The sequence below is a fragment of the Aggregatibacter actinomycetemcomitans genome (assembly GCF_003130205.1).
Taxonomy (GTDB): domain Bacteria; phylum Pseudomonadota; class Gammaproteobacteria; order Enterobacterales; family Pasteurellaceae; genus Aggregatibacter; species Aggregatibacter actinomycetemcomitans_A.
Genome location: NZ_NRDF01000002.1, coordinates 86,253 through 110,327, shown reverse-complemented (window position 1 = coordinate 110,327; position 24,075 = coordinate 86,253). Strand labels below are relative to the sequence as shown.

Sequence of the window (24,075 nt, the reverse complement as noted above, 5' to 3'; positions counted from 1 at the left end):
GGGGCGATTAGCTCAGTTGGGAGAGCACCTCCCTTACAAGGAGGGGGTCACTGGTTCGAGACCGGTATCGCCCACCACTTAAAATCTTAAAGTGCCGATTCGTCGGGCGATTAGCTCAGTTGGGAGAGCACCTCCCTTACAAGGAGGGGGTCACTGGTTCGAGACCGGTATCGCCCACCACTTAAAATCTTAAAGTGCCGATTCGTCGGGCGATTAGCTCAGTTGGGAGAGCACCTCCCTTACAAGGAGGGGGGCACTGGTTCGAGACCGGTATCGCCCACCACTCACTTCCCTTTAATTATTTTATTTCAACAGGTTCAGAACATTTATTCTTTTGGCGTAAAGTGATAAAGTACGCCCAATTTTTCAGTTGCATCAACGGATTCATTGAATGAATAAACCAATTAAAAATCAGACCGCACTTCTTATTTCTAACGGCTTGTTACGTTTAGCCGGCAATATTGTCAAAATCCTAAGTTACCCGTTCCACGCGATTTTTCCGAAAAAGCGCTTTACCATTCCGGAATTCAGCCCGGCAAGATGCCCAACCAATAAGCCCGGCAAAATCAATAAAGTCATCTGGCAAACCAACTACAGCAACCAAGTTACCTTACCGATTTATTGTAACTATTTGGTCAATCGCCTGTTTTCGCCTGGTTATGATTACCGTTATGTGAGCACCGAAGCGCGCAGCGATTATATTGAAAAAAACGCCGATACGCGTACGTTCGCCGCGTATAGCAGACTCACCGACGGCGCAGCGCAGGCGGATTTCTGGCGTTTATTCACGCTCTACCACGACGGTGGTATTTACATGGACATCGACGGCCATTTGGTCGGCAATTTGGATAAGATGATTGATCCCGAAGATGACGAAGTGCTCATTACGCGCCGTGGTCGTTACACCAATTTCTTTTTAGCCAGCCGCAAAGGCAATCCGTTTTTGAAAGAAACCCTGGACATTATTATTGATAATATCGAAAACCGTCGTATTGACGGCGGCGTGTTTGTCCTCACCGGTCCGGACACCTTAAATAAGGCATTGGAAAACAAAGATGTCAATACCCGCCGCGACAAACTGACCTGTGCGCAAGGCACCTTTGCCAACGAATATTTTCAATACATGGATAAAAAACGCGGCAAATGGATTCACGCGAAAAACGAAGATTTATTAAAATAACCGTCAATTAAGCAAAAAGTGCGGTCACAAAAAGCAGATTTTTGTTGATCGCCTTTTTTGTTTCTGTGATATATTTTTTAACCGATTTCACAAATAACAATCAGAGGGTTCTATGGCACTTTGGGGTGGGCGCTTCACGCAAGCTGCGGATAAGCGTTTTAAAAACTTTAACGATTCATTACGCTTTGACTACCGCTTGGCGGAACAAGACATTGAAGGCTCAATCGGCTGGTCGAAAGCGCTGGTCTCCGTGGGCATTTTAGATGCGCAGGAACAGCAACAACTAGAACAGGCGCTGAACGAATTATTAATTGAAGTGCGGTCAAATCCGCACGCGATTTTACAAGATGATGCGGAAGACATTCACAGCTGGGTGGAAAGTAAACTCATTGATAAAGTGGGTAATTTGGGCAAAAAACTGCACACCGGGCGTAGCCGCAACGACCAAGTGGCGCTCGACATCAAAATGTGGTGTAAACAGCGGGTTGCCGAATTGCAGCATTCCATTCGTGACTTACAACGTAAATTGATGCTCACCGCAGAGAACAATCAGGATGCCGTAATGCCGGGCTACACCCACCTGCAACGCGCCCAGCCGATTACCTTTGCACATTGGTGCATGGCGTATGTAGAAATGCTGGATCGTGATTATTCCCGTTTAGCCGACGCTTACCGTCGCATGAACAGCTGCCCGCTGGGTAGCGGCGCCCTTGCCGGCACGGCATACCCTATCGATCGCGAACAGCTCGCCAAGGATCTGGATTTTGCCTTCGCCACCCGCAATAGTTTGGACAGCGTGTCCGACCGCGATCACATCGTCGAACTGCTTTCCTCCGCGTCCCTTAGCATGGTGCATTTATCCCGTTTCGCCGAAGACATGATTATTTTCAACAGCGGCGAATCCAATTTCGTGGAACTCTCCGATCGCGTGACCTCCGGTTCTTCCCTTATGCCGCAAAAGAAAAATCCTGATGCCTGCGAATTGATTCGCGGAAAAGCGGGACGGGTTATCGGCGCCTTAAACGCTATGCTGATGACGCTAAAAGGCTTACCATTGGCCTATAACAAAGATATGCAGGAAGACAAAAAAGGCATTTTCGATGCGTTGGATACCTGGCAGGATTGCTTAGATATGGCGTCTTTGGTGTTGGATGATATTAAAGTGAACGTGGAACGTACCCGCGAATCCGCCCTCAAAGGCTACTCCAACGCCACCGAATTGGCGGATTATTTGGTGGCTAAAGGCGTGCCGTTCCGCGATTCCCACCATATCGTGGGCGAAACCGTAGTGTATGCCATCAAGCAACACAAGGCGTTGGAAGAATTGACCATTCCGGAATTCCGTCAATTCTGTGAAAAAGTGTCGGACGATGTATACAATATTCTGTCTCTGCAATCCTGCTTAGACAAACGTGCCGCCAAAGGCGGGGTTTCACCGTTGCGCATTGCCGAAGCCATCGCAGATGCAAAAGCCCGATTTGCGTAGGAAATACGTCGTAAAGTGCGGTCAGAAAAAATATTATTTTTTCTGACCGCACTTTTGTTTGTTTTTAGCACTGATTTTACTTACTGAGTCAAAAATTAAACTCTATTCAATAAAAGAAAATTTTTATTGAATATAATCTAACGTATTTCCATCAAGACAAAATATTTCAATATTTTTTTAGAAAAAAATTTGAAACTATCTACCCGACTGTTACAATATTGAAAACCGACTTAACAACATAATAGTTGAGCAACACACTACTCACACAAATGCAAACAACAACGTTCATCTTACAGGAGATTTCTTATGTCTAGCTCGGTTCCTTCCTTAGAAACATTTTTAGCCAAAGTCGAACAACGCGATGGCAACCAACCTGAATTTTTACAAGCCGTACGTGAAGTATTTACCTCCATCTGGCCATTTCTTGAACAAAACCCGAAATATCGCTCCGAAGCCTTGTTAGAACGTCTGGTTGAGCCTGAACGCGCCATTCAGTTCCGCGTGGCATGGACGGACGATAAAGGACAAGTACAAGTCAACCGCGCATTCCGTATTCAATTTAACAGCGCTATCGGTCCGTTCAAAGGCGGTATGCGTTTTCACTCGTCCGTAAACCAATCCATCTTAAAATTCTTAGGGTTTGAACAAATCTTCAAAAACGCCTTAACCACCTTACCGATGGGCGGCGCCAAAGGCGGTTCCGACTTCGATCCGAAGGGCAAAAGTGATGCGGAAGTCATGCGTTTCTGTCAAGCGCTGATGGCGGAACTTTATCGCCACATCGGCCCGGATACCGACGTTCCGGCGGGCGACATCGGCGTGGGCGGTCGTGAAGTAGGTTATTTAACCGGCATGATGAAAAAACTCTCCAACCAAACCGGCTGCGTATTCACCGGTAAAGGGTTGACGTTCGGCGGCAGCTTAATCCGTCCGGAAGCCACCGGTTACGGCTTGGTCTATTTCGTGCAAGCCATGTTAGCGGAAAAAGGGCAGGCGTTGAAAGGCAAAACCGTGGCGGTTTCAGGCTCCGGCAACGTAGCGCAATATGCCATCGAAAAAGCTTTGGAATTAGGTGCAAAAGTCATCAGCTGTTCCGACTCCTCGGGCACTGTGGTAGATGAAGAAGGCTTCACCACCGAAAAATTAGCCGCTCTGATGGAAATCAAAAATGTGAAACGCGGTCGTGTAAAAGATTACGCCGATAAGTTCGGTTTGAAATATGTGGCAGATGTGCGCCCATGGAACTTAAAAGTGGACGTTGCCCTGCCTTGCGCCACCCAAAACGAATTGGAATTGAGCGACGCACAAACCCTTATCGCTAACGGCGTACAGGTAGTGGCGGAAGGCGCCAATATGCCGACCACCATCGACGCCACCAATGCCTTCATTGGTGCCGGCGTTTTATTCGGACCGGGCAAAGCGGCAAATGCTGGCGGCGTGGTAACTTCCGGCTTAGAAATGTCGCAAAATGCACAACGTTTAAGCTGGACCCGCGAAGAAGTGGACTCGAAATTACACAGCATCATGCTGGATATTCACGCCAACTGTAAAAAATACGGTTCCGATGCCCAAGACAACATCAACTATGTGGTGGGCGCCAACGTCGCCGGCTTCGTGAAAGTCGCCGATGCTATGTTGGCACAAGGCGTGTATTAATCAGCCAGAAAAAACACCGTTGAAAATGACCGCACTTTGATCCGCCCTGTTTTAGGGTGCAGATCAACGTGCGATCATCTTCTTTTCTCATTTCTTTTTCTTGATTAAATCAATTCTAACTATTAATAGTTATTTTTTAATCGTCAAATATTATTAATTTAATAGATTGAGAACTTTTTGGCGGTATTTATAATTTTTGTCAATCGATCATCCATGAAAATGGATATTTTTTACTCTACTACTCAAAAATTAAGGAAATGATTATGTCAGCAAAATGCCCTTTCGATCATAACTCTGCCACATTGACTACTGCTGCCGGCGCGCCGGTGGTGGATAATGACAACACCATGAGTGCCGGCCCACGCGGTCCGTTGTTGTTACAAGATGTGTGGTATCAAGAAAAACTGGCCCACTTTGCCCGCGAGCGCATTCCTGAGCGCGTGGTGCACGCCAAAGGTTCCGCCGCATTCGGTACATTCACCGTCACCCACGACATCACCCAATACACCAAAGCCGCGCTGTTTAGCGAAGTGGGCAAACAAACGGATGTGCTGTTGCGCTTTTCCACCGTTGCCGGCGAACGCGGTGCCGCCGACGCAGAACGCGATGTACGCGGTTTTTCGTTGAAATTCTACACCGAACAAGGCAACTGGGACTTAGTGGGCAATAACACGCCGGTGTTCTTCATTCGCGACCCGCTTAAATTCCCGGATTTCATCCACACTCAAAAACGCAACCCGCAAACTAACTTACGTGATGCCACCGCCGCGTGGGATTTCTGGTCGCGCCACCCGGAATCCATGCACCAAATTATGATTCTGTTCAGCGATCGTGGCATTCCCGCAAGTCTGCGCAACATGAACGGCTACGGCAGCCACACTTACAGCTTTATCAATGCCGACAACGAACGCTTTTGGGTGAAATTCCACTTCAAAACCCAACAAGGTCATAAATTCTTAACCAACGCAGAAGCGGCGAAGGTGGTGGGTGAAGATCGCGAATCCAGCCAACGTGATTTATATGATGCCATTGCCAACGGCAATTTCCCCCGTTGGAACGTGAAAATTCAAATCATGCCGGAAGCCGATGCAGAAAAACACAATTACAGCTTTGACTTAACCAAAGTATGGCCGCACAAAGATTATCCGTTGATTGATGTAGGCGTGTTGGAACTGAATCGCAATCCGCAAAACTATTTTGCTGAAGTGGAGCAAGCCGCTTTCGCGCCGAACAACAACGTGCCCGGCATCGGCTTCTCGCCGGATCGTATGTTGCAGGGTCGTTTATTCTCTTATCAAGATGCACAACGCTACCGCTTGGGCGTAAACCACCACCAAATTCCGGTGAATGCGCCAAAATGCCCGTATCACACCACCCACCGTGACGGTGCAATGCGCGTAGATAACAACGGCGGCACACACCCGAACTATGCTCCAAACCGCTTTGACACCTATGTGCCAACCCACGATCAAGGCCCGTCATTGCAACTGGAACGTGAAGGCGCGCACTTTAATTTCCGTGATTACGACGAAGATTATTACTCGCAACCTGCTGCGCTTTACGCCATTATGGACGCCGCCCAACGCGACCGCCTCGCCGGTAACTTCGCCGCCAGCCTCGCAGAAGTCACCGACGAAGTCGTCGTGGAACACCAGTTGGTACACTTTGAACGCGTTAATACGGAATTGGCAAACGCCATTCGCGCAAAACTTGCTTAATTCAAATCTAACTCAAGAGCCGACCGCACTTTTGCTTCAAAAGTGCGGTCATTTTTTTAGCCGAATCCGCTATAAAACCAACAAGCTTGATCTAACAATGCACGGTGTGCAAATATTGAAATTCATCAAATTATAGTGTTAAATCTGAACTCATTGTGTGGTTATGCTAAGTAAAGGTTAGAAACAGATTTGTGTAGCTACCTGACATAAACAAATCCTTCTACTACCTCATCGGAAGCATCGATTCTAAAACGGCATTTTGTTACATGGCGGAAGAATAAAAAAACACTTCCATAAAAAGGCAAGTGAAGAACAAATTTTCTAAGCAATTTAATAAATTAGTAATGTATTGACAGAGCACAGCACCTTTAATTTTATTTTATCTAACGGGGAATGTCGCTGTGCCACTAAGCACGTTGGGAACTGAGAAAGCGATGTAAAGCAAATAATACAAATAGAAAGTAATCTGTCCCCAAAAGTTGGACAGGTTAGCTAACTTAAGTATTGATCACGGTATTGTATCGTGCTCAATCCTTTTAAATTGAGTTTAATTCGTTTTTCGTTGTAATACACCAAATATTCTTCAATCTCCGTCTATAATTCAGCAATAGAGGTGTAAGTGCATGAGTAAAAACATTCTGATTTCAAGATAGCAAAAAAACTTTCAATCACTGCATTGTCGTCGCAATTTCCTCGGCGGTTCATGCTTTGCATGGCTTTCCCCTCTAACATGTTCAACCCATTCTGCCGTGCCATATAATATATCCCGGTCGCTGTGAATAATCGGGCAGTCTGTCGGTTTTAGACGACTAAGCCCCTCCTCTAACATCTTTTTCACCGGCGAAAACTTGGGGCTCGTAGAAAAACTATAAGCAATAATTTCCCGGTTCGCTAAGTCCATCAAGGTCGAAATTCTCCCGGCTATAACCTTGCTTTTCCTTTAACTTTTTGATGGCTTTTCTTTTTTCTGCCGTCGTTTTTGATCGTCCAATTGCCCTAACTTTTTTAGATAATCAATATCTGCTTTTGCAAGGGCGGGTTCCCGTTTCAGCTTTTTAAAAGCTTGTGGTGAAAAGTCGCTTGTTTCAGCCATTTCAATCTGCGTTCTTTTCATTTGGGGTTTCAGAATTTTGGAGGTTTTAGGTTTTGGATTTTGGATTTTGGATTTTGGATTTTGGATTTTTGGTTTTGGGTTTTGGGTTTTGGGTTTTGGGTTTAGCATAAGGCAATTTTACGCGATCAAGCCCTCTTTCACGAGAGGCTTTTAACCAATAAATGACTTGAAAATGAGGAATCTGATGAAGTTTAACCACCTCACGGATACCAAAATCCTGCTCGGTGACCGGCTTGATAATTTTTAAACGAAATTGATAAGAATAGGACATAATCTACACCTCAAATTAGATGCCGGTTTTTTTGGGGTGTAGATCAAAGTGCGGTTGAAAAAACAATCATTTTTTTAACCGCACTTTTCCTTATCTATTCAAACTCCAATTCCACCGCACTTTCACCCAACAATGCCGCCAGTTCGGTGAGCAGTTCGTCCGTCGGGTTGACTGACCATTGCACGCCCATTTTAACCAGCGCCCTGCCCTGCGGGCTTTGGTAGTAAATATGCACCAGCAGCGAATTGCCGCTGTAAGGCTGTAAAATGCCTTTAAATTGTTTAATGAATTGCGATGTGATTTGCTCTTGCGACAAGCAAATCGCCAGGCTTTTGGCATAACGGGCACGGGCTTCGTCGATGGTCATCAGATCACGCACGGACATACGCAACCCCTGCGAGAAATCATCAAAACTCACTTGCCCGGAAACCACGATCACCGTGTCTTTTTGCAGTTTCTCGCCGAATTTTTCCAAGGCTTCACCGAATAAGGTTAAATCCAATCGACCGGAACGGTCATCAATGGTGGCGATACCGATATGGTTGCCTTTTTTCGTCACCGCAACGCGGGTGTTAATCACCAAACCGCTGGCGGTGCTCATTTGCCCGCGATAATTCGGCACCAACTCTTTCAAACGAACGGGGCTATAATGCGCCAATTCTTTCAAATAACGGGTTACCGGGTGGCTGCTTAGATACAAACCTAAGGTTTCCCGTTCGCCGTCCAAAATGGTCTTTTCCTTCCAAGGTGCGATGTTGGCGTAGGAATTTTCTACTTCCTCGTTAGTTTCCGTCAGCACACCAAACATGTCCACCTGCCCTAAGGCTTCGTCTTTCGCGTGTTGATCGGAAGCACGCAGCGCATCTTCCAGATTTTGCTGTAGCGCGGCGCGGTGCGGTCCGAGTTTATCGAAAGCACCGGATTTAATCAGGCTTTCAAAGGTGCGTCGGTTGATTTTCTTTAAATCCACACGGGCGCATAAATCAAACAGGTTTTTAAAGATCCCGTTCTTTTCACGCGCTTCCACCAATGCGGCAATAGGGCCTTCACCCACGCCTTTGATGGCACCGATTCCGTACACGATTTCGCCGTTTTCATTCACGCTGAAATGGTGTTTACCGGTGTTAATGTCGGGTGGCACTACTTTTAACCCCATGCGCATACATTCGTCGTATAGGCCTACAATTTTGTCCGTGTTATCCATTTCCGAGGTCATCACTGCTGCCATAAATTCCGCCGGATAATGGGCTTTCAGCCACAGAGTTTGATAAGACACCAACGCATAGGCGGCGGAGTGGGATTTGTTAAAACCGTAACCGGCGAATTTTTCCACCAGGTCGAAGATCTTCATAGCAAGTCCGCCGTCCACGCCGTTTTTCACCGCGCCTTCTTCAAACACGGAACGTTGCTTCGCCATTTCCTCCGGTTTTTTCTTCCCCATGGCACGGCGCAGCAAGTCCGCGCCGCCCAACGTATAGCCCGCCAACACTTGGGCGATTTGCATCACCTGTTCCTGATACAAAATAATGCCGTAGGTCGGTTCCAAAATCGGTTTGAGGGATTCGTGCTGATAATTAGCGTCGGGGTAAGATACTTCCTCCCGTCCGTGTTTGCGGTCGATAAAATTATCCACCATGCCTGATTGCAACGGACCTGGACGGAACAACGCCACCAACGCGATAATGTCTTCAAAACAGTCAGGTTTCAGGCGTTTGATCAAATCTTTCATACCGCGCGATTCCAGCTGGAACACCGCCGTGGTTTCCGCATTCAGTAGCACATCGAAGGATTGTTGGTCGTCTAACGGAATGGCGCTGATGTCCACCAACGGCTTGCCTTCTTTTTCCATGCGGGCGTTAATCATATCCAGCGCCCATTTAATAATGGTCAAGGTGCGCAAACCGAGGAAGTCAAACTTCACCAAACCGGCATATTCCACATCATTTTTATCGAAGTGGGTGACCGGGTGTCTGCCTTCCGAATCGCAATACAGTGGCGAGAAATCCGTGATCAGGGTCGGTGAAATCACCACCCCGCCGGCGTGTTTACCGGCGTTCCGCGTGACACCTTCCAGTTTACGCGCCATGTCGATAATGGCACGTACTTCTTCATCCGCGTCATAAATTTCCTGTAATTTCGATTCTGCTTCAAAGGCCTTAGCCAAGGTCATACCCGGATCCGGCGGCACCAGTTTGGAAATGCGATCCACAAAGCCGTAAGGTTGCCCCAGCACCCGCCCCACATCGCGAATTACCGCTTTTGCCGCCATAGTACCGAAGGTAATGATTTGCGACACCGCACCATGCCCGTACATTTCCGCCACATGGTCAATCACGCGGTCGCGTCCGTCCATGCAGAAATCCACGTCGAAGTCAGGCATGGAAACCCGTTCCGGATTGAGGAAACGCTCAAAGAGCAAATCGAATTCCAACGGATCCAAATCGGTAATTTTTAGTGCATATGCCACCAAAGATCCCGCCCCGGAACCACGCCCGGGTCCCACCGGAATGTCATTATCTTTCGACCATTGGATAAACTCCATCACGATCAAAAAATAGCCCGGGAAACCCATTTGGTTAATCACATCCAGTTCAACCTGTAGCCGTTCATCATATTCCGGGCGGCGTTCGGCACGCACCTTTTCATCGGGGAACAACACCTTTAAGCGTTTTTCCAAGCCGTCTTTGGCGCGCTTCACCAGATAATCTTCCGTAGTTAAATCACCGGTCGGGAATTGTGGCAGAAAATATTCGCCCAAACGAATGGTGACATTACAACGCTGTGCAATTAACACCGTATTTTCCAACGCGCTCGGCACATCGGCGAACAAATCGCACATTTCCTGTTCGGAGCGAAAATATTGTTGCGACGTATAAAGTTTCGGGCGCTTCGGGTCGTCCAAGGTAAAACCGTCATGAATCGCCACGCGAATTTCATGGGCTTCAAAATCCTCCGTCTGCAAGAAACAAACATCGTTGGTCGCCACCACCGGCAATTGTTGTTTTTCCGCCAGTTCCAGCGCTGCTTTAATATAACGTTCTTCGTCAGGGCGACCTGTGCGGGTGAGGGTTAAATAGAAATGATCGGGGAAAAATTCACGGTAAAAATCCACCGCACTTTTTAGTTCATCGGTGTTGCTTCTGAGTAATTTCTTGCCCACATCACCGCTCACCCCGCCGGACAGCACAATCACCCCGGCGCGATGTTCCACCAGCCATTGCTGATCGATATAAGGTAAATCGGCATAGCCGCGTTCATAGGCTTTCGAAAGCAGTAACGTAATGTTTTTATAACCTTCGTTATTCTTCGCCAGCAGGGTTAAACGGAATTTTTCATCGCCGCACAGTTCACTTTGCACCAACACATCCGTCCCGATAATCGGCTTCACACCGGAAGACAACGCCTCGCCGTAAAAACGCACCAAACCGCAAAAATTGGTGAAATCCGTCAGGCCCATCGCCACCATACCACTTCCCACACAGGCTTTCACCAACGGCTTCACCTTGGCGATACCGTCAATCATGGAAAAATCACTGTGAACCTGCAAATGAACGAAACGTGGCTGCGACATAAAAATCCTTGGGAAAAATCAGACAAAAGTGCGGTGTATTTTAGCGGTATTTTGCGGGGAATTGTAGGGATAATTGTCTTGATGTCTTGCCGTACCGACACAATAAATCCCCACAAAACGCGGTTTTATTACTAGAGTTTTGATCGTCAATCGGCTATATTAGCGCACAATTGTTAGCTGATTTTGGATTTTTAACCATGGATCTCAATTTTCATTTTATCAACCGTATTCGCCATCAGGCAAAAACACTGGCAAATCGCACCGCACTTCGCTATTTCAAAGACAATAACCGGCTGGATATTTCCTGGGCGGAGCTGCAACAGCAGGTGGATCACATCTCTCTGGCACTTTTAGCCAATCATATTGATATTCAGGATAAAATCGGTATTTTCGCACACAATATGCCGCGCTGGACAATCACCGACATCGGTATATTACAGGTGCGCGCAGTGACCGTGCCGATTTATGCCACCAACACCGCAAAACAGGCGCAGTTCATTATTAATAATGCCGATATGAAGATCATTTTCGTCGGCGATCAGGAACAATATGACCAAGTGCTCGACATCGCCGATGAATGCCCTAAGCTTATAAAAATCGTGGCGATGAAAAGCACCATTCATTTGCAGGAACACGCCAAAGCCTGTCATTGGCAGGATTTTATTGAAATGGCGGACGAGCAATCTCGACCACAATTGCAACAACGGCTGGACGACAAATGCCTGGAAGATTTATTCACCCTGATTTACACCTCCGGCACCACCGGCGAACCGAAAGGCGTGATGTTGGATTATGCCAATCTGGCGCACCAGCTGAAGGCGCACGACCAGGCGTTGCAGGTGGATGATACCGATGTATCCCTTTCTTTTCTGCCGCTGTCCCACATTTTTGAGCGGGCTTGGGTGGCGTATGTGCTCCATCGCGGTGCCACCAACTGTTACATTGAAGACACCAATCAAGTGCGGGCGGCGTTGATGGAGATTCGTCCGACGTTGATGTGTGCCGTGCCTCGTTTTTATGAGAAGATTTATGCGGCGATTTTGGACAAAGTGCATAATGCACCGAAGCTGCGCCAATGGATTTTCAATTGGGCCATTGCCGTCGGGCGCAAACATTTCGATGCCCTTGCCAAGCAACAGAAAATCGGCTTCCTGTTAAAACAACAACATGCCCTCGCCGATAAATTGGTGCTCGGTAAATTACGCGCCTTACTCGGCGGGCGCATTCGTATGATGCCGTGTGGTGGTGCCAAATTGGAACCGACCATCGGTTTGTTTTTCCACAGTATCGGCTTAAACATCAAACTGGGTTACGGCATGACGGAAACCACTGCCACCGTTTCCTGCTGGAATGATTTCAACTTTAACGCCAATTCTATCGGCACCCTCATGCCGGGCGCGGAAGTAAAAATCGGCGAAAATAACGAAATTTTGGTGCGTGGCGGCATGGTGATGAAAGGTTATTATAAAAAACCACAGGAAACCGCCGATACCTTCACCACAGACGGTTTCCTGAAAACCGGCGACGCCGGCGAATTCGATGCCGACGGCAATTTATACATCACCGATCGCATTAAAGAACTGATGAAAACCGCCAACGGCAAATACATCGCGCCGCAGGTGCTGGAAAGTAAAATCGGCAAAGATAAATTCATCGAACAAATTGCCGTCATCGCCGATGCGAAAAAATACGTCTCTGCCCTCATCGTGCCTTGCTATGCAGCACTGGAAGACTACGCCAAACAGGTCAACATCAAATATCAGGATCGTTTGGAATTGTTAAGAAATTCGGAGATTATTCAAATGTTAGAACGCCGAATTAACGAGTTACAAAAAGAATTGGCAGGCTGGGAACAAATTAAACGTTTCACCCTTTTGCCCCAAGCATTCAGCACGCAATTGGAAGAAATCACACCAACCTTGAAATTACGACGAAAAGTGATTTTACAGCGTTATAAAGAGCTGATTGAGGCGATGTATAACTAAATGATTCAACATAAAAGTGCGGTGGAAAAATAATGTGTTTTTTCACCGCACTTTTTATATTAATTTCTCTTTATTATTCGTCTTTCAAGTGAATTTTAATAAAAAATTTCAAAAAAGACCTTATTTTTTGTAAAACAATGAAAATTTACTTGCATTTAAAAATTATATGGTTACGATGTACCCCCTTAATTCAGTCTTGCGCAAATATTAGCCAATAAAATTCCATTAATATAATCAAGTACCAAATCTAATTTATAACACCTTAATCTACATTTTTAAGCTGCACAACCTATTAACATATTAATTATCAATGTAATTTACCCTAACAAAAAGGAAAACATAAGATGAATAAAGTCTTTAAAGTAATCTGGTGTAAAGCATCTCAGACATGGGTTGCCGTATCTGAACTATCTAAAGCTTTCTCCCTTTCTACCACTACAGATATACCTAAAAAAACTAAAATATTCATTGCTGCAGCCCCGTTATTATTTCTCTCCTTTAGTATCAACGCTTACATTGCTATAGGTTCTGTTGAAAACAATTCTGTGAAATCCGAGGGGGCAAATTCTTCCCCAAGAACAGGGAATAGCCCCTTCAACTATTTCAACCCCGGTAGCAAATCCTACGAAAATAAAGATCAACTCGGTACCCCAAATCGACTGTATGACAGTCGATATGCATATGGTATTGCCATAGGTAAAAATTCAGACGCACGAGATGCAGACCAAGATTAAAATGGGATCGCTTTAGGTGATTATGCCAAAGCAACTGGGGGATTAGCTATGGCCCTAGGTTCGTTTTCCAGAGCAGAAAAAAATGGCGGTATTGCGATCGGTACAGCATCCAGATCATCAGGAATTAATTCCCTTGCGATGATGCGCCAATCTGCGGCAACCGGGGATTATTCCACTGCTATTGGTTCTGTTGCTTGGGCTGCAGGCGAATCTAGCTTTGCGTTAGGTGCTTCAGCAACAGCAAAAGGAGATCAGTCTATTGCCATTGGTAGCGTAAAACCTAAAGTTCTCTCAACATCTACTGGTAATACTAAAAAGACAAAATATGATGGCTTAGACAATACTCAAACTAATGGCCATCGCTCTATGGCATTAGGCACTGCAGCTAAGACTAATGGTGACGATTCTTTTGCATTAGGTTATGGTTCACAAACTGGCGGATTTGACGTAGTACATGATTCCTATCTTAACGAAAATGTTACTTCAGCCAATACCTCTCAAAAAGCGGAAAAAGCCATTGCAGTGGGCACAAATGCAAAAGCTTTAAAACAGTCCTCAGTTGCTTTTGGCTATGAGGCAAATGCAGCTGGTGAAAACACGATTGCTATCGGTTCTAAAGCAAATGCAACCTATAAAAACGTTGTAGCAATCGGTGAAAGTTCTAGTGCAACTAAGGAAGGTGCAATGGCAATTGGTCAAGGAGCTCAAGCTAACGTAGCCAATTCTTTAGCTTTAGGCACAGGCACTATCGTAACTAGTATTGATGGGGGAACATCAAAATATACATCACAAAACTACAATGTTAATAATGGTGTTGTAGCTGTTGCAAACGCCGGTAAAGAGCGTCGAATTATTAATGTTGCCGGTGGTCGTAATGATACTGATGCAGTGAATGTTGCGCAGCTAAAATTCGTGAATGATAATTTAGCCAAGTCCATTGCCGGCAATAGCTATACAGGCTATGCAACAGATGGGCACACTTATCAAGCGCCTGTATTTAATATCAAAAATACCCCATACTCCAATGTCAAAGCCGCCGTTGAAGCGGCACAAACCAATTATGTAAGTGTAAATAGTACCAATACCGCAACCGGTAGCAATTACGACAATAAAGGGGCTAAAGCGGCAGGTTCTATTGCGTTAGGCGAAAAAGCCGCAACAGGAACCACAGCAACGAATTCCATTGCTATTGGTTTAAACAGCAATGTTAGCGGCAAAAATACCGTTGCATTGGGTGCCAATATCACTGCGACAACCAACGGTTCCGTCATTTTAGGAAATTCCTCCACCACGGAAGGTTCACATTCTGTTTCAAGTGTTAGCAGTGCGGCTGTTAACGGATATACCTATTCAGGTTTTACCGGCACGGTAAAAGACTCAGGGTATTTTGTAAGCATTGGCTCAAAAGGCAATGAGCGTCAAATTAAAAATGTGGCAGCGGGTAATGTTGCGGCAAACTCAACCGATGCCGTTAATGGCTCTCAATTATTTGCTGTCGCCAGCCGTGTAGAACAAGGTTGGCAAATCACTTCCAGCGTGGAAAATGGTGGTACTCAAAATGGCGCAGCCTCGACAGCAGCAATCAAACCGAGTAACCAAGTGAAGCTACTGGCAGGAAAGAATTTAGCAGTCAAACAAAACGGCACTAACTTCACCTTCTCAACCCAAGAAAATGTCACGTTCACTAATGTTACGACCCAAGATCTAACTGCAACAGGCAACACCACTGTTAAGAACTTCAGCGTTCAAAATGGCGGAACCATCAATATGGGAAATAATCGCATTACCGGCGTGGCTGAAGGCACTCAGGATAACGACGCGGTTAACTTTAAACAATTAAAAAATCTTCTTGGTGGTGCCGCATCAACGGAAGTTGTTGAGAAAAAAGCAGCTCAAGCCGGAGATGAAAATCTGGCGGATATTAGCGTAGCAAATGGTAAAAACGCCGGCGATATGGGTGCGAAATACGAAGTATCCGTATCCAAAAAAGCTGTACAAAGTGCCGCAAAAGAAGCGGTTAAAGTGACAGGTTCGGCACCGATTAATGTAAACAAAACAGATGTAAATGGCGTTGATACTTATGCCGTAACCTTTAATGGCACAGAAGCGGCGAAATCTATCCTGTTAACTTATAAAGCTAACGGTAGCGGTGATAAAACTGTTATGTTGGACAAAGGGTTAAACTTTACCAATGGCATGATGACAACCGCTTCCGTTGCAGACAATGGCGTAGTGAAATATGACGTCAATTTATCCACCATTAAAGTGGAAAATGGCAAAGCTGCGGTAGCAGGAACGCCGGGAGCAAATGGCGCCAACGGCACTGATGGTAAAGATGGCGTAGCCACAGTTAAAAATGTGATAGATGCGCTAAATAATGCCGCATGGACAATCACTGCCTCTAAATCCGATGGCGAAGTTGTCGGCAATGCGTCTAATTCCGTTAAAAATGGCGATACGGTGACTTACGATGCAGGAAAAAACATCAAAATTACTCAAAGCGATAAAAAATTCTCTTTTGCCACCAAAGATGATGTTGAATTTACTTCTGTGACCACGGGCAATACCAAATTAACCGGTAACGGTGTAGAAATCACCAACGGCCCTAAACTTACTCAATCAGGTGTAGATGCAGGCAATAAGAAAATTACCAATGTAGCAGATGGCACTATTGCAGCTAACAGCCAAGATGCCGTGAATGGCGGGCAATTATTGGCTGAAACCGCAAAAGCCAAAAGCACGGTTGAGAAAGGCGATGATAATATTCAAATCACACCTGAAAACGCGGCGGATGGGCACATTAACTATAAAGTGGCGTTAAATCCGAGCTTGACCGTTGGGCCGAAAACCAATGGCCACCCAATCACCATTGATGGTAATAACGGCCATATTAGCGGTTTAACCAATACAAGTTGGACAGGCGCGCCAATAACCGGTCGTACAGCAACGGAAGATCAATTATCTATAGTCGATAAAAAATTCGATAATAAGGTTTCTTTAGGCGGTAACAACGGTAGCACTACAGAGAAAACCTTATCTCACAACGGCGGGATCAAATTTAATATCAAAGGCGGAGATAACCAGAAATATGTGACAACATTGGCATCCGGCGATGATGTCACGGTGGATCTTGCCCAAACAACGAAAGATAAGATCGACAATGCGGCAGATAAAAATCTCGCCAACATTACCGATAACGGCAAGAAAGTCATTACCGCTTTAGGCGCTGTTGTGAAAGCGGCTGATTCTACGATTACGGTAACTGACGAAACCGATAATACGACAGGACAAAAAACCTACAAAATCAAAGCCAATATTCCAACACCGGAAAAAACAGCAATGGCTTCCGGCAACAATACAACCATTGAAGGCGATGGCTCAGCCGCCAATCCGTTTAAAGTGAATCTGAAAGATGATTTAGCGTTAGGTCAAAAAGACGCTAACGGTGTGAATGGTAAAGATTCTTCCATTAAAGTGAACGGCAAAGATGGTTCCAGTGTGGCGATTAACGGTAAAGACGGTTCCATTGCGTTAAATGGCAAAGACGGGGCGAATCCTGTCACCATCAACACAGCACAAGGTCCTGCCGGTGTGAATGGAACCAATCCGAAAAATCGTTTAATGGTGAATAATGAAGCAGTGGCGACCCTTGAAGACGGCTTAAAATTCGCCAGAGATAACGGCACTGAAGTCATCAGCAAAACCTTAAATCAAAAACTGGAAATTGTGGGCGGTGCGGATAAAAACAAATTATCCGACAACAACATCGGCGTGAATGCCAATAACGGCAAACTGGAAGTGAAATTAGCCAAGGAGCTTAAAGAGTTAACCAGTGCGCAATTCAAGAATGGCGACAATACAACGGTTATCCATGGCAATGGTATGACGATTACCCCGAAAGATCCGACAAAGGCAGTCAGCTTAACGGATAAAGGGCTAAATAACGGCGGTAATCAAATTGTGAACATAGACAGCGGGCTAAAACAAGCTGACGGTTCAACGGTTGCCTTAAAAGATGCCTCAGGTAATACCTTAAAAAATGCGGCGAATATCGGCGATTTACAAAAATCCATTAACAACATTACCGACGCAGGTAAAAATGGTGGATTCGGTTTAAGTGATGACAATGGCGTAACCGCTAAAGCCAATTTAGGGGAAACCGTGCACGTAAAAGGCGATGGCAGTGTTATTACAAAAGTGGTTACCGATAATGGCAAACCGACCTTACAAGTGGGTTTAAGCAATCACATCACCGTAGGAGACGATACGCAAGCAGGCACCATTAGCGTCAAAAGGGGAAAACGGTAAGGATGGCGTATCCATCAATGGTAAAGAGGCTTCCGTCACGTTTGCGAAAGACGGGCAACCAGGTATGTCTATTGCCGCTACACGTAGTGCCGATGGTAAAGACGCGTTGACCCTCAAAGGCAAAGACGGTAAAGACGGCATTTCGTTCCAAGAAGATGGTCGTATTACTCAGGTTGCCGATGGAGTAAATGACAAAGATGCGGTGAACAAATCCCAATTGGATAAAAGTATTGCCCAAGCCAAATCCAATGTCAGCTCCGGCAAAAACATCACTGTGACGCCTCAAAAGAACGCCGACGGAAGCACCACGTACACCGTTGAAACCCAAGACGATGTTGAATTCACCACAGTGAAAACCAGAGATACCACCCTGGATAGCAACGGTATCAACATCAATGGCGGACCAAGTGTCACCAAGGACGGCATTCACGCCAATGATAAGAAAATCACCGGTGTCAAAGACGGTGAAATTTCAGCCCATAGTAAAGAGGCGGTGAACGGCAGCCAATTACATCAAACCAACCAAAATGTGACGAATTTAGCCAACAATGTGGATAAAGGGTTAAATTTCCAAGGGGACAACCAAGAAGTCACGGTTAATCGTAAATTAGGCGATCAACTTAACATTCGCGGCGGTGCGGATCTGAAGAAATTAACGCAAAATAATATCGGCGTGGCTGCGGATAAAAACGGCACCATGACCGTTCAGCTGGCGAAGGAAGTTAATCTCGGCGCGGATAGCAGCCTCACCGTAGGTAATACCACGGTCAATAACGACGGCGTTACGATTAAAGACGGTCCCGGCATGACAAGCCAAGGCATCAACGCCGGCGGCAAACGAATTGCTAACGTTGCGAAAGGGAAAGCGCCGACGGATGCGGTAAATATGAGTCAGCTTCAAGAGGTCGGCAGTGCCATTAACAATCGCATTGATAACATTGATAACCGCGTGAAAAAAATGGACAAACGTCGCAAAGCCGGCACTGCTTCCGCCCTCGCTACCGCAGGTTTGATGCAGCCGCATAGAGACGGACAATCCGCATTAGTCGCCGCCGTCGGTCAATATCAAAGCGAAACCGCTGTGGCAGTGGGTTACTCACGTATTTCCGATAACGGAAAATATGGCGTGAAAGTCTCTTTCAGCACCAACTCCCAAGGCGAAGTTGGCGGTACGGCAGGCGCGGGCTACTTCTGGTAAAATACGCTCGTTGAACTAACCTGAAAAAAAGTGCGGTGGAAAAATAATGTGTTTTCTCACCGCACTTTTTTATTTTCGCCCGCTCATTTCTCCCCGAATGAAATTCCTAACGAAACCAATCACTAAACTTTTCTCATAACAGAACGTTAACAAACAAGCCACAAAAACACTACATCTTGTGTCTTGAAATCCATAAAATATCTATATATAGTATTATCCAATTTTTTATAACACTAAATATGGACATCTCTCATGGGTACATTTTTTGTCATTAAGCGTGACGGTTCACGCATTAGCTTTGAGCTTCAACGTATCGTAAACGCCATTAAAAAGGCGGCGCAAGCGGTCGGCATTACGGATGATCGTTATTGCTATGCCGTGGCGCAAAAAGTCAGTGATGACATTTTCAGCCATTACCAACAGGAAATCGACATTAGCCACATTCAAAAAATCGTGGAAAATCACTTAATGGGGAGCCAATACCCGCAAGTGGCGCGCGCTTATATTGAATATCGTCACGATCGCGATTTGGCGCGTGAAAAACGCAGTCAATTAACCCAAGAAATTGAAGGGTTAATTGAACAAAGCAACGTGGAATTACTGAACGAAAACGCCAATAAAGACGCCAAAGTGATCCCAACCCAACGGGATTTGCTGGCGGGTATCGTGGCGAAACATTATGCCAAACGTTACATTCTGCCGCGCGATGTGGTGAAAGCCCATGAAAAAGGCGAAATTCATTATCACGATTTGGACTATTCACCCTTCTTCCCGATGTTCAACTGCATGCTGGTGGATTTAAAAGGCATGCTGACCCAAGGCTTTAAAATGGGCAACGCGGAAATCGAACCGCCGAAGTCCATCGGCACCGCCACCGCCGTGACTGCGCAAATTATCGCGCAGGTGGCAAGCCATATTTACGGTGGAACCACCATCAACCGCATTGATGAAGTGTTGGCGCCTTATGTTCAACTCAGTTACGACAAACATCTGAAAAATGCCGCGCAGTGGAATGTGCCCGATGCGCAAGGGTACGCGCAGGCACTTATCGAAAAAGACTGTTTCGACGCCTTCCAATCCCTTGAATATGAAGTGAACACCTTGCACACCGCCAACGGCCAAACCCCGTTCGTGACGTTCGGTTTCGGTTTAGGCACAAGTTGGCAGGCACGTTTAATTCAAAAAGCGATTTTACAAAACCGCATTCGCGGCTTAGGCAAAAATCACAAAACACCGGTGTTCCCGAAACTGGTTTTCACCCAACGCAAGGGCGTGAATCTGGAACCGAATGATCCGAATTACGACATCAAACAGCTTGCTTTGGAATGTGCCAGCAAGCGTATGTATCCGGATATTCTCAATTACGATCAGGTGGTCAAAGTCACCGGTTCCTTCAAAGCGCCGATGGGCTGTCGTAGCTTCCTGGGTGCCTACGAAGAACACGGTGAACAAATCCACGACGGACGCAATAATCTCGGTGTGGTGAGCCTTAACCTGCCGCGTATCGCCATCGAAGCCAAAGGTGATGAAAAACGTTTCTATGAAATCCTGGACCAACGTTTAGCCTTGGCGAAAAGAGCGCTCATGACCCGTATTGCCCGCTTAGAACATACAAAAGCCCGCGTGGCACCGATTTTATACATGGAAGGTGCCTGCGGTGTGCGTTTGAAAGCGGACGACAACGTGGCGCAAATCTTCAAAAATGGACGCGCATCCATCTCCCTCGGTTACATCGGCATTTACGAAACCGTCAATGCGCTCTATCACCGAGGTCATATTTACGATGACGAAATGCTGCGCGAAAAAGGTCGCGCCATCGTGGAATACCTCAGCAACGCCACCAAACAATGGCACGCCGAAACGGGCTATGCCTTCAGTTTATATTCCACCCCGAGCGAAAACCTGTGCGACCGCTTCTGCCGTTTAGACACCAAACAATTCGGCGTCATCGACGGCGTGACCGACAAAGGCTACTACACCAACAGCTACCATCTGGACGTGGAGAAAAAAGTCAATCCATACGACAAACTGGACTTTGAAATGGTGTACCCGCCACTCGCCAGCGGTGGTTTCATTTGCTACGGCGAATACCCGAACATCCAGCACAACCTCAAAGCGCTGGAAGACGTGTGGAATTACAGCTACGACCGCGTACCTTACTACGGCACCAACACGCCTATCGACGAATGCTACGAATGCGGTTTCACCGGCGAATTTGAATGCACCAGCAAAGGCTTCACCTGCCCGAAATGCGGCAACCACGACAGCGAAAAAGTCTCCGTCACCCGACGGGTTTGCGGCTACTTAGGCAGCCCCGACGCCAGACCGTTTAATGCGGGCAAACAAGAAGAAGTGAAGCGCAGAGTTAAACACATGTAGTTACTCCTACTTTCTTGCTTGTGCAAGAAAGTAGCAAAGAACACACCCCGGATAAGCCGCTGTTCTTCGCTTGGTTGCAATTTTTTTCACGGAAATTTTCGAACTCGCTGCGCTCAAACAGGCGAAAATTTCCTAAAAATTGCAAGTCGCTCAGGCGTCTTATACGGGGACCCCATTTATTTGAGCATTATTCTGGAAAAGTGCGGTTATTCTTTTAAGCGTTTTTTATAGAAAAATAAAAAGGTTATGTATCAGTTGCACAAAGCTGAAATTCCGATTCCCGAGCTTGTCGAAGGATTAGTAATTCAGCCTTTTCAAACACAAAACTCATGCTTCGACAAGCTCAGCAACCGTTTTGTGCATTTGCTACATAATTTCTAAAAATACCACAAAATTTTACCGCACTTTAAAAGTCAACGTTGGGTTCCCTTCTTTGCCGCCTTTGTGAAATTGAATTTGTAGGGAATTTTGTACTGTTTGAGCGTAGCGAGTTTACAAAATTCCCGTAAAGCAAATTCAATGGAACAAAGGACAAAATGCAACGCATTTTAAGCGTTGGCTATGCCAACGACCCCGAAGGGGTGAGCAAGTCAGCTGTGCTGAGTTGCGAATAAACAAGGCAAAGCAGGGGCGCCTTTCTTTTGGTTACTTTTCTTTGGCGACGCAAAGAAAAGCAACTCGCTATCGGCGAAATCCGATATATCAACAAAAACCATAACGGGTTAAATAATCTAAAAAATAAGTAACTAATGAACTACCTCCAATACTACCCCGTCGACATCGTCAACGGCGAAGGTACACGCTGCACCCTTTTCGTCAGCGGTTGCACGCACGCCTGTAAAGGCTGCTACAATCAAAAAAGCTGGTCGTTTAGTGCGGGTGTACCGTTTGGTATTGAAATGGAAGAACAGATTCTCAAAGATCTCAAAGACACACGCATTAAACGCCAAGGCTTAACCCTCTCCGGTGGCGATCCGCTTCATCCGCGCAATGTGGAAACGCTGTTGCCGTTAGTGCAACGGGTCAAACGGGAATGCCCAGATAAAGACATTTGGGTGTGGACGGGTTACAAATTAGATGAATTGGATGAGTATCAACGGCAAATGCTGCCTTATATCGACGTATTAATTGATGGCAAATTCATTCAGGCGCAGGCGGATCCGAGCCTGATTTGGCGCGGCTCGGCGAATCAGGTGATTCATCGGTTTAAGATCTGATTTCGCACAAAAGTACGGTGCTTTTTTCAGGCGAATTTCGCCACGCTATTGTGCCAAATGGTCTCGGCGATTTGCGCCGGCGTTTCGCTTCTTAATTCACACAAGGCATTGAACACCTGCACCACGCGTTCCGGACGATTAGGCTGCCCTTGAAAACCAAACACCGGCATGTCCGGTGAGTCCGTCTCCAATAACAACGCCTCCAAAGGCAATTTAGCGATAGTCTGACGGGTTTTATTGGCGCGTTGATAAGTAATGGTGCCGCCCACGCCGATTTTATAGCCTAAATCCACAAAGCGTTTCGCCTGATCGTAACTGCCCGCAAAACCATGCACCACGCCGCATTTCGGCACGGCGATACGCCTTAAAAAGGAATACAGCTGCTCGTGAGATTTACGGGAATGCAGATTCACCGGCAAATCGTGCGTTTTCGCCAAATGCAACTGCGCTTCCAAAAAATCACATTGTTTGCGCCATAATTCATCCGTTAAGAGCTCCGGCACGGCGCGCTCCAAACCGATTTCCGCCACCGCCGTGCAACTTGTCGTACGCGCTGCCAATGCCTGATCCAGCAAATCCAAATCGCCGATTTGATGTTCTTTGATATACAAGGGATGCAACCCCAAGCCGTAGTACAGCTGCCCGGGATAAAGTGCGGTCATTTTTTCAATCGTTTTGAAATCCCGCTGCAACACGGCAACAATCAAGATTTTTTGCACGCCCACCGCCTGCGCGTTATGCACCAACTGCGCCAACGGCTCGCCGCTAAATTGTTGCAGGTAATCAAGGTGGGTGTGGGTATCAAAAAAAGGCATGATTAGAAAAGAAATTCGGGTAAAGTCTTTTACAATGAATGATGGTGCTGATTTGGATTTCTGTAGAAGAAACACGATAAACAATTCGATAGCCTCTGACATAAATTTCACGGGTTCCTTCAACACTACCGGCAACCCCCATCAGTGGCATATAGGCAAGCACTTCAATCGCTTGTTTAATATCTTCAAAAATAGTTATGGCACTGCTAAATCCGGCATATTCGGTTAAATCAAATACAATATGCTCAAAATCCTGAACGGCGTTTTCTGAATAAATAATTTTATGCAACGTCCTTCATTCCTTCTTTAGCTTTTACCGCTGCCTGAATCACGCGCTGATAAACTTGTTCAGACTCACATACACGATTATTTTTAAAATCTTCATCCGATTTTGTCACTTTTTGTTGCAAAAACTGTTTATATTCCTGTGTCATCATAACCTC

11 protein-coding genes, 3 tRNA genes and 3 pseudogenes are annotated in these 24,075 nt (G+C 46.1%); 11 read left to right on the top strand and 6 right to left on the bottom strand.

Translation table 11 applies throughout. From position 1 onward, the window contains the following. Position 1 precedes the first annotated feature (1 nt). The 7 genes from DK423_RS02515 to DK423_RS02485 all read left to right on the top strand — a co-directional run bounded on the left by DK423_RS02515 (position 2) and on the right by DK423_RS02485 (position 6,040). A tRNA-Val gene (locus DK423_RS02515) sits at positions 2–77 on the top strand. 27 nt (positions 78–104) lie between these two features. After that, positions 105–180, top strand: a tRNA-Val gene (locus tag DK423_RS02510). Positions 181–207: 27 nt separating this feature from the next. Next, positions 208–283 (top strand) — tRNA-Val (locus tag DK423_RS02505). Positions 284–391: 108 nt separating this feature from the next. Further along, positions 392–1,180 carry a glycosyltransferase family 32 protein gene (locus DK423_RS02500; RefSeq protein ID WP_005558507.1) on the top strand — a complete coding sequence of 263 codons (789 nt, stop codon included), beginning with the start codon at positions 392–394 and terminating at the stop codon, positions 1,178–1,180. A 112-nt stretch (positions 1,181–1,292) separates the two neighbouring features. Continuing rightward, positions 1,293–2,666, top strand: coding sequence for an argininosuccinate lyase (gene argH / locus DK423_RS02495; protein ID WP_005558505.1), 1,374 nt, complete (start codon positions 1,293–1,295; stop codon positions 2,664–2,666). A 306-nt stretch (positions 2,667–2,972) separates the two neighbouring features. Continuing rightward, positions 2,973–4,322: an NADP-specific glutamate dehydrogenase gene (gdhA, locus tag DK423_RS02490; protein ID WP_005558503.1), complete on the top strand. Its 1,350-nt coding sequence runs from the start codon at positions 2,973–2,975 to the stop codon at positions 4,320–4,322. Between the two features lie 263 nt (positions 4,323–4,585). Continuing rightward, on the top strand, positions 4,586–6,040 hold the full coding sequence (locus tag DK423_RS02485) for a catalase (RefSeq protein WP_005558501.1): 1,455 nt from the start codon (positions 4,586–4,588) through the stop codon (positions 6,038–6,040). A 492-nt stretch (positions 6,041–6,532) separates the two neighbouring features. Here DK423_RS02485 and DK423_RS11485 read toward each other — a convergent pair. The 3 genes and pseudogenes from DK423_RS11485 to dnaE all read right to left on the bottom strand — a co-directional run bounded on the left by DK423_RS11485 (position 6,533) and on the right by dnaE (position 10,996). Beyond that, positions 6,533–6,745, bottom strand: a pseudogene (locus tag DK423_RS11485) (IS3 family transposase). Between the two features lie 235 nt (positions 6,746–6,980). Further along, positions 6,981–7,425: pseudogene (locus tag DK423_RS11080) on the bottom strand (transposase). A 94-nt stretch (positions 7,426–7,519) separates the two neighbouring features. Beyond that, positions 7,520–10,996 (bottom strand): DNA polymerase III subunit alpha, encoded by a 3,477-nt coding sequence (gene dnaE / locus DK423_RS02460; RefSeq protein ID WP_061886836.1) that lies wholly within the window; start codon positions 10,994–10,996, stop codon positions 7,520–7,522. A gap of 197 nt (positions 10,997–11,193) precedes the next feature. Between dnaE and DK423_RS02455 the strand changes: the two genes are divergently transcribed. The 4 genes and pseudogenes from DK423_RS02455 to nrdG all read left to right on the top strand — a co-directional run bounded on the left by DK423_RS02455 (position 11,194) and on the right by nrdG (position 22,817). Continuing rightward, complete coding sequence (locus DK423_RS02455) at positions 11,194–12,981, top strand: AMP-dependent synthetase/ligase (protein ID WP_005558495.1); 1,788 nt, start codon at positions 11,194–11,196, stop codon at positions 12,979–12,981. Positions 12,982–13,325: 344 nt separating this feature from the next. Continuing rightward, a pseudogene (gene emaA, locus DK423_RS02445) lies at positions 13,326–19,221 on the top strand (collagen-binding adhesin autotransporter EmaA). Between the two features lie 252 nt (positions 19,222–19,473). Further along, a complete protein-coding gene (gene nrdD / locus DK423_RS02440) occupies positions 19,474–21,600 on the top strand; it encodes an anaerobic ribonucleoside-triphosphate reductase (protein WP_005558491.1) in 2,127 nt (708 codons plus the stop codon). Between the two features lie 749 nt (positions 21,601–22,349). Further along, on the top strand, positions 22,350–22,817 hold the full coding sequence (nrdG, locus tag DK423_RS02430) for an anaerobic ribonucleoside-triphosphate reductase-activating protein (protein ID WP_005558486.1): 468 nt from the start codon (positions 22,350–22,352) through the stop codon (positions 22,815–22,817). A 26-nt stretch (positions 22,818–22,843) separates the two neighbouring features. Here nrdG and DK423_RS02425 read toward each other — a convergent pair whose 3' ends face one another. The 3 genes from DK423_RS02425 to DK423_RS11075 are packed head-to-tail and all read right to left on the bottom strand — an operon-like array spanning position 22,844 to position 24,069. Then, positions 22,844–23,632, bottom strand: coding sequence for a TatD family hydrolase (locus DK423_RS02425; RefSeq protein WP_005558484.1), 789 nt, complete (start codon positions 23,630–23,632; stop codon positions 22,844–22,846). Next, positions 23,619–23,921, bottom strand: a complete 303-nt coding sequence (locus tag DK423_RS02420; RefSeq protein ID WP_005558482.1) for a type II toxin-antitoxin system RelE/ParE family toxin — start codon at positions 23,919–23,921, stop codon at positions 23,619–23,621. Before DK423_RS02420 ends, DK423_RS02425 begins: the two co-directional genes overlap by 14 nt. Next, the gene (locus DK423_RS11075) at positions 23,914–24,069 is read right to left on the bottom strand and encodes a hypothetical protein (RefSeq protein WP_176607399.1); all 156 of its coding nucleotides are present in this window, start codon (positions 24,067–24,069) and stop codon (positions 23,914–23,916) included. Before DK423_RS11075 ends, DK423_RS02420 begins: the two co-directional genes overlap by 8 nt. Positions 24,070–24,075: the final 6 nt, after the last annotated feature.

What these genes read in the sequence shown, in the direction of transcription:
- dnaE (WP_061886836.1), bottom strand. Translation starts at nt 10,996, where the DNA reads ATGTCGCAGCCACGTTTCGTTCATTTGCAGGTTCACAGTGATTTTTCC.
- nrdG (WP_005558486.1), top strand. Translation starts at nt 22,350, where the DNA reads ATGAACTACCTCCAATACTACCCCGTCGACATCGTCAACGGCGAAGGT.
- DK423_RS02500 (WP_005558507.1), top strand. Translation starts at nt 392, where the DNA reads ATGAATAAACCAATTAAAAATCAGACCGCACTTCTTATTTCTAACGGC.
- argH (WP_005558505.1), top strand. Translation starts at nt 1,293, where the DNA reads ATGGCACTTTGGGGTGGGCGCTTCACGCAAGCTGCGGATAAGCGTTTT.
- gdhA (WP_005558503.1), top strand. Translation starts at nt 2,973, where the DNA reads ATGTCTAGCTCGGTTCCTTCCTTAGAAACATTTTTAGCCAAAGTCGAA.
- DK423_RS11075 (WP_176607399.1), bottom strand. Translation starts at nt 24,069, where the DNA reads ATGATGACACAGGAATATAAACAGTTTTTGCAACAAAAAGTGACAAAA.
- DK423_RS02455 (WP_005558495.1), top strand. Translation starts at nt 11,194, where the DNA reads ATGGATCTCAATTTTCATTTTATCAACCGTATTCGCCATCAGGCAAAA.
- DK423_RS02425 (WP_005558484.1), bottom strand. Translation starts at nt 23,632, where the DNA reads ATGCCTTTTTTTGATACCCACACCCACCTTGATTACCTGCAACAATTT.
- DK423_RS02485 (WP_005558501.1), top strand. Translation starts at nt 4,586, where the DNA reads ATGTCAGCAAAATGCCCTTTCGATCATAACTCTGCCACATTGACTACT.
- nrdD (WP_005558491.1), top strand. Translation starts at nt 19,474, where the DNA reads ATGGGTACATTTTTTGTCATTAAGCGTGACGGTTCACGCATTAGCTTT.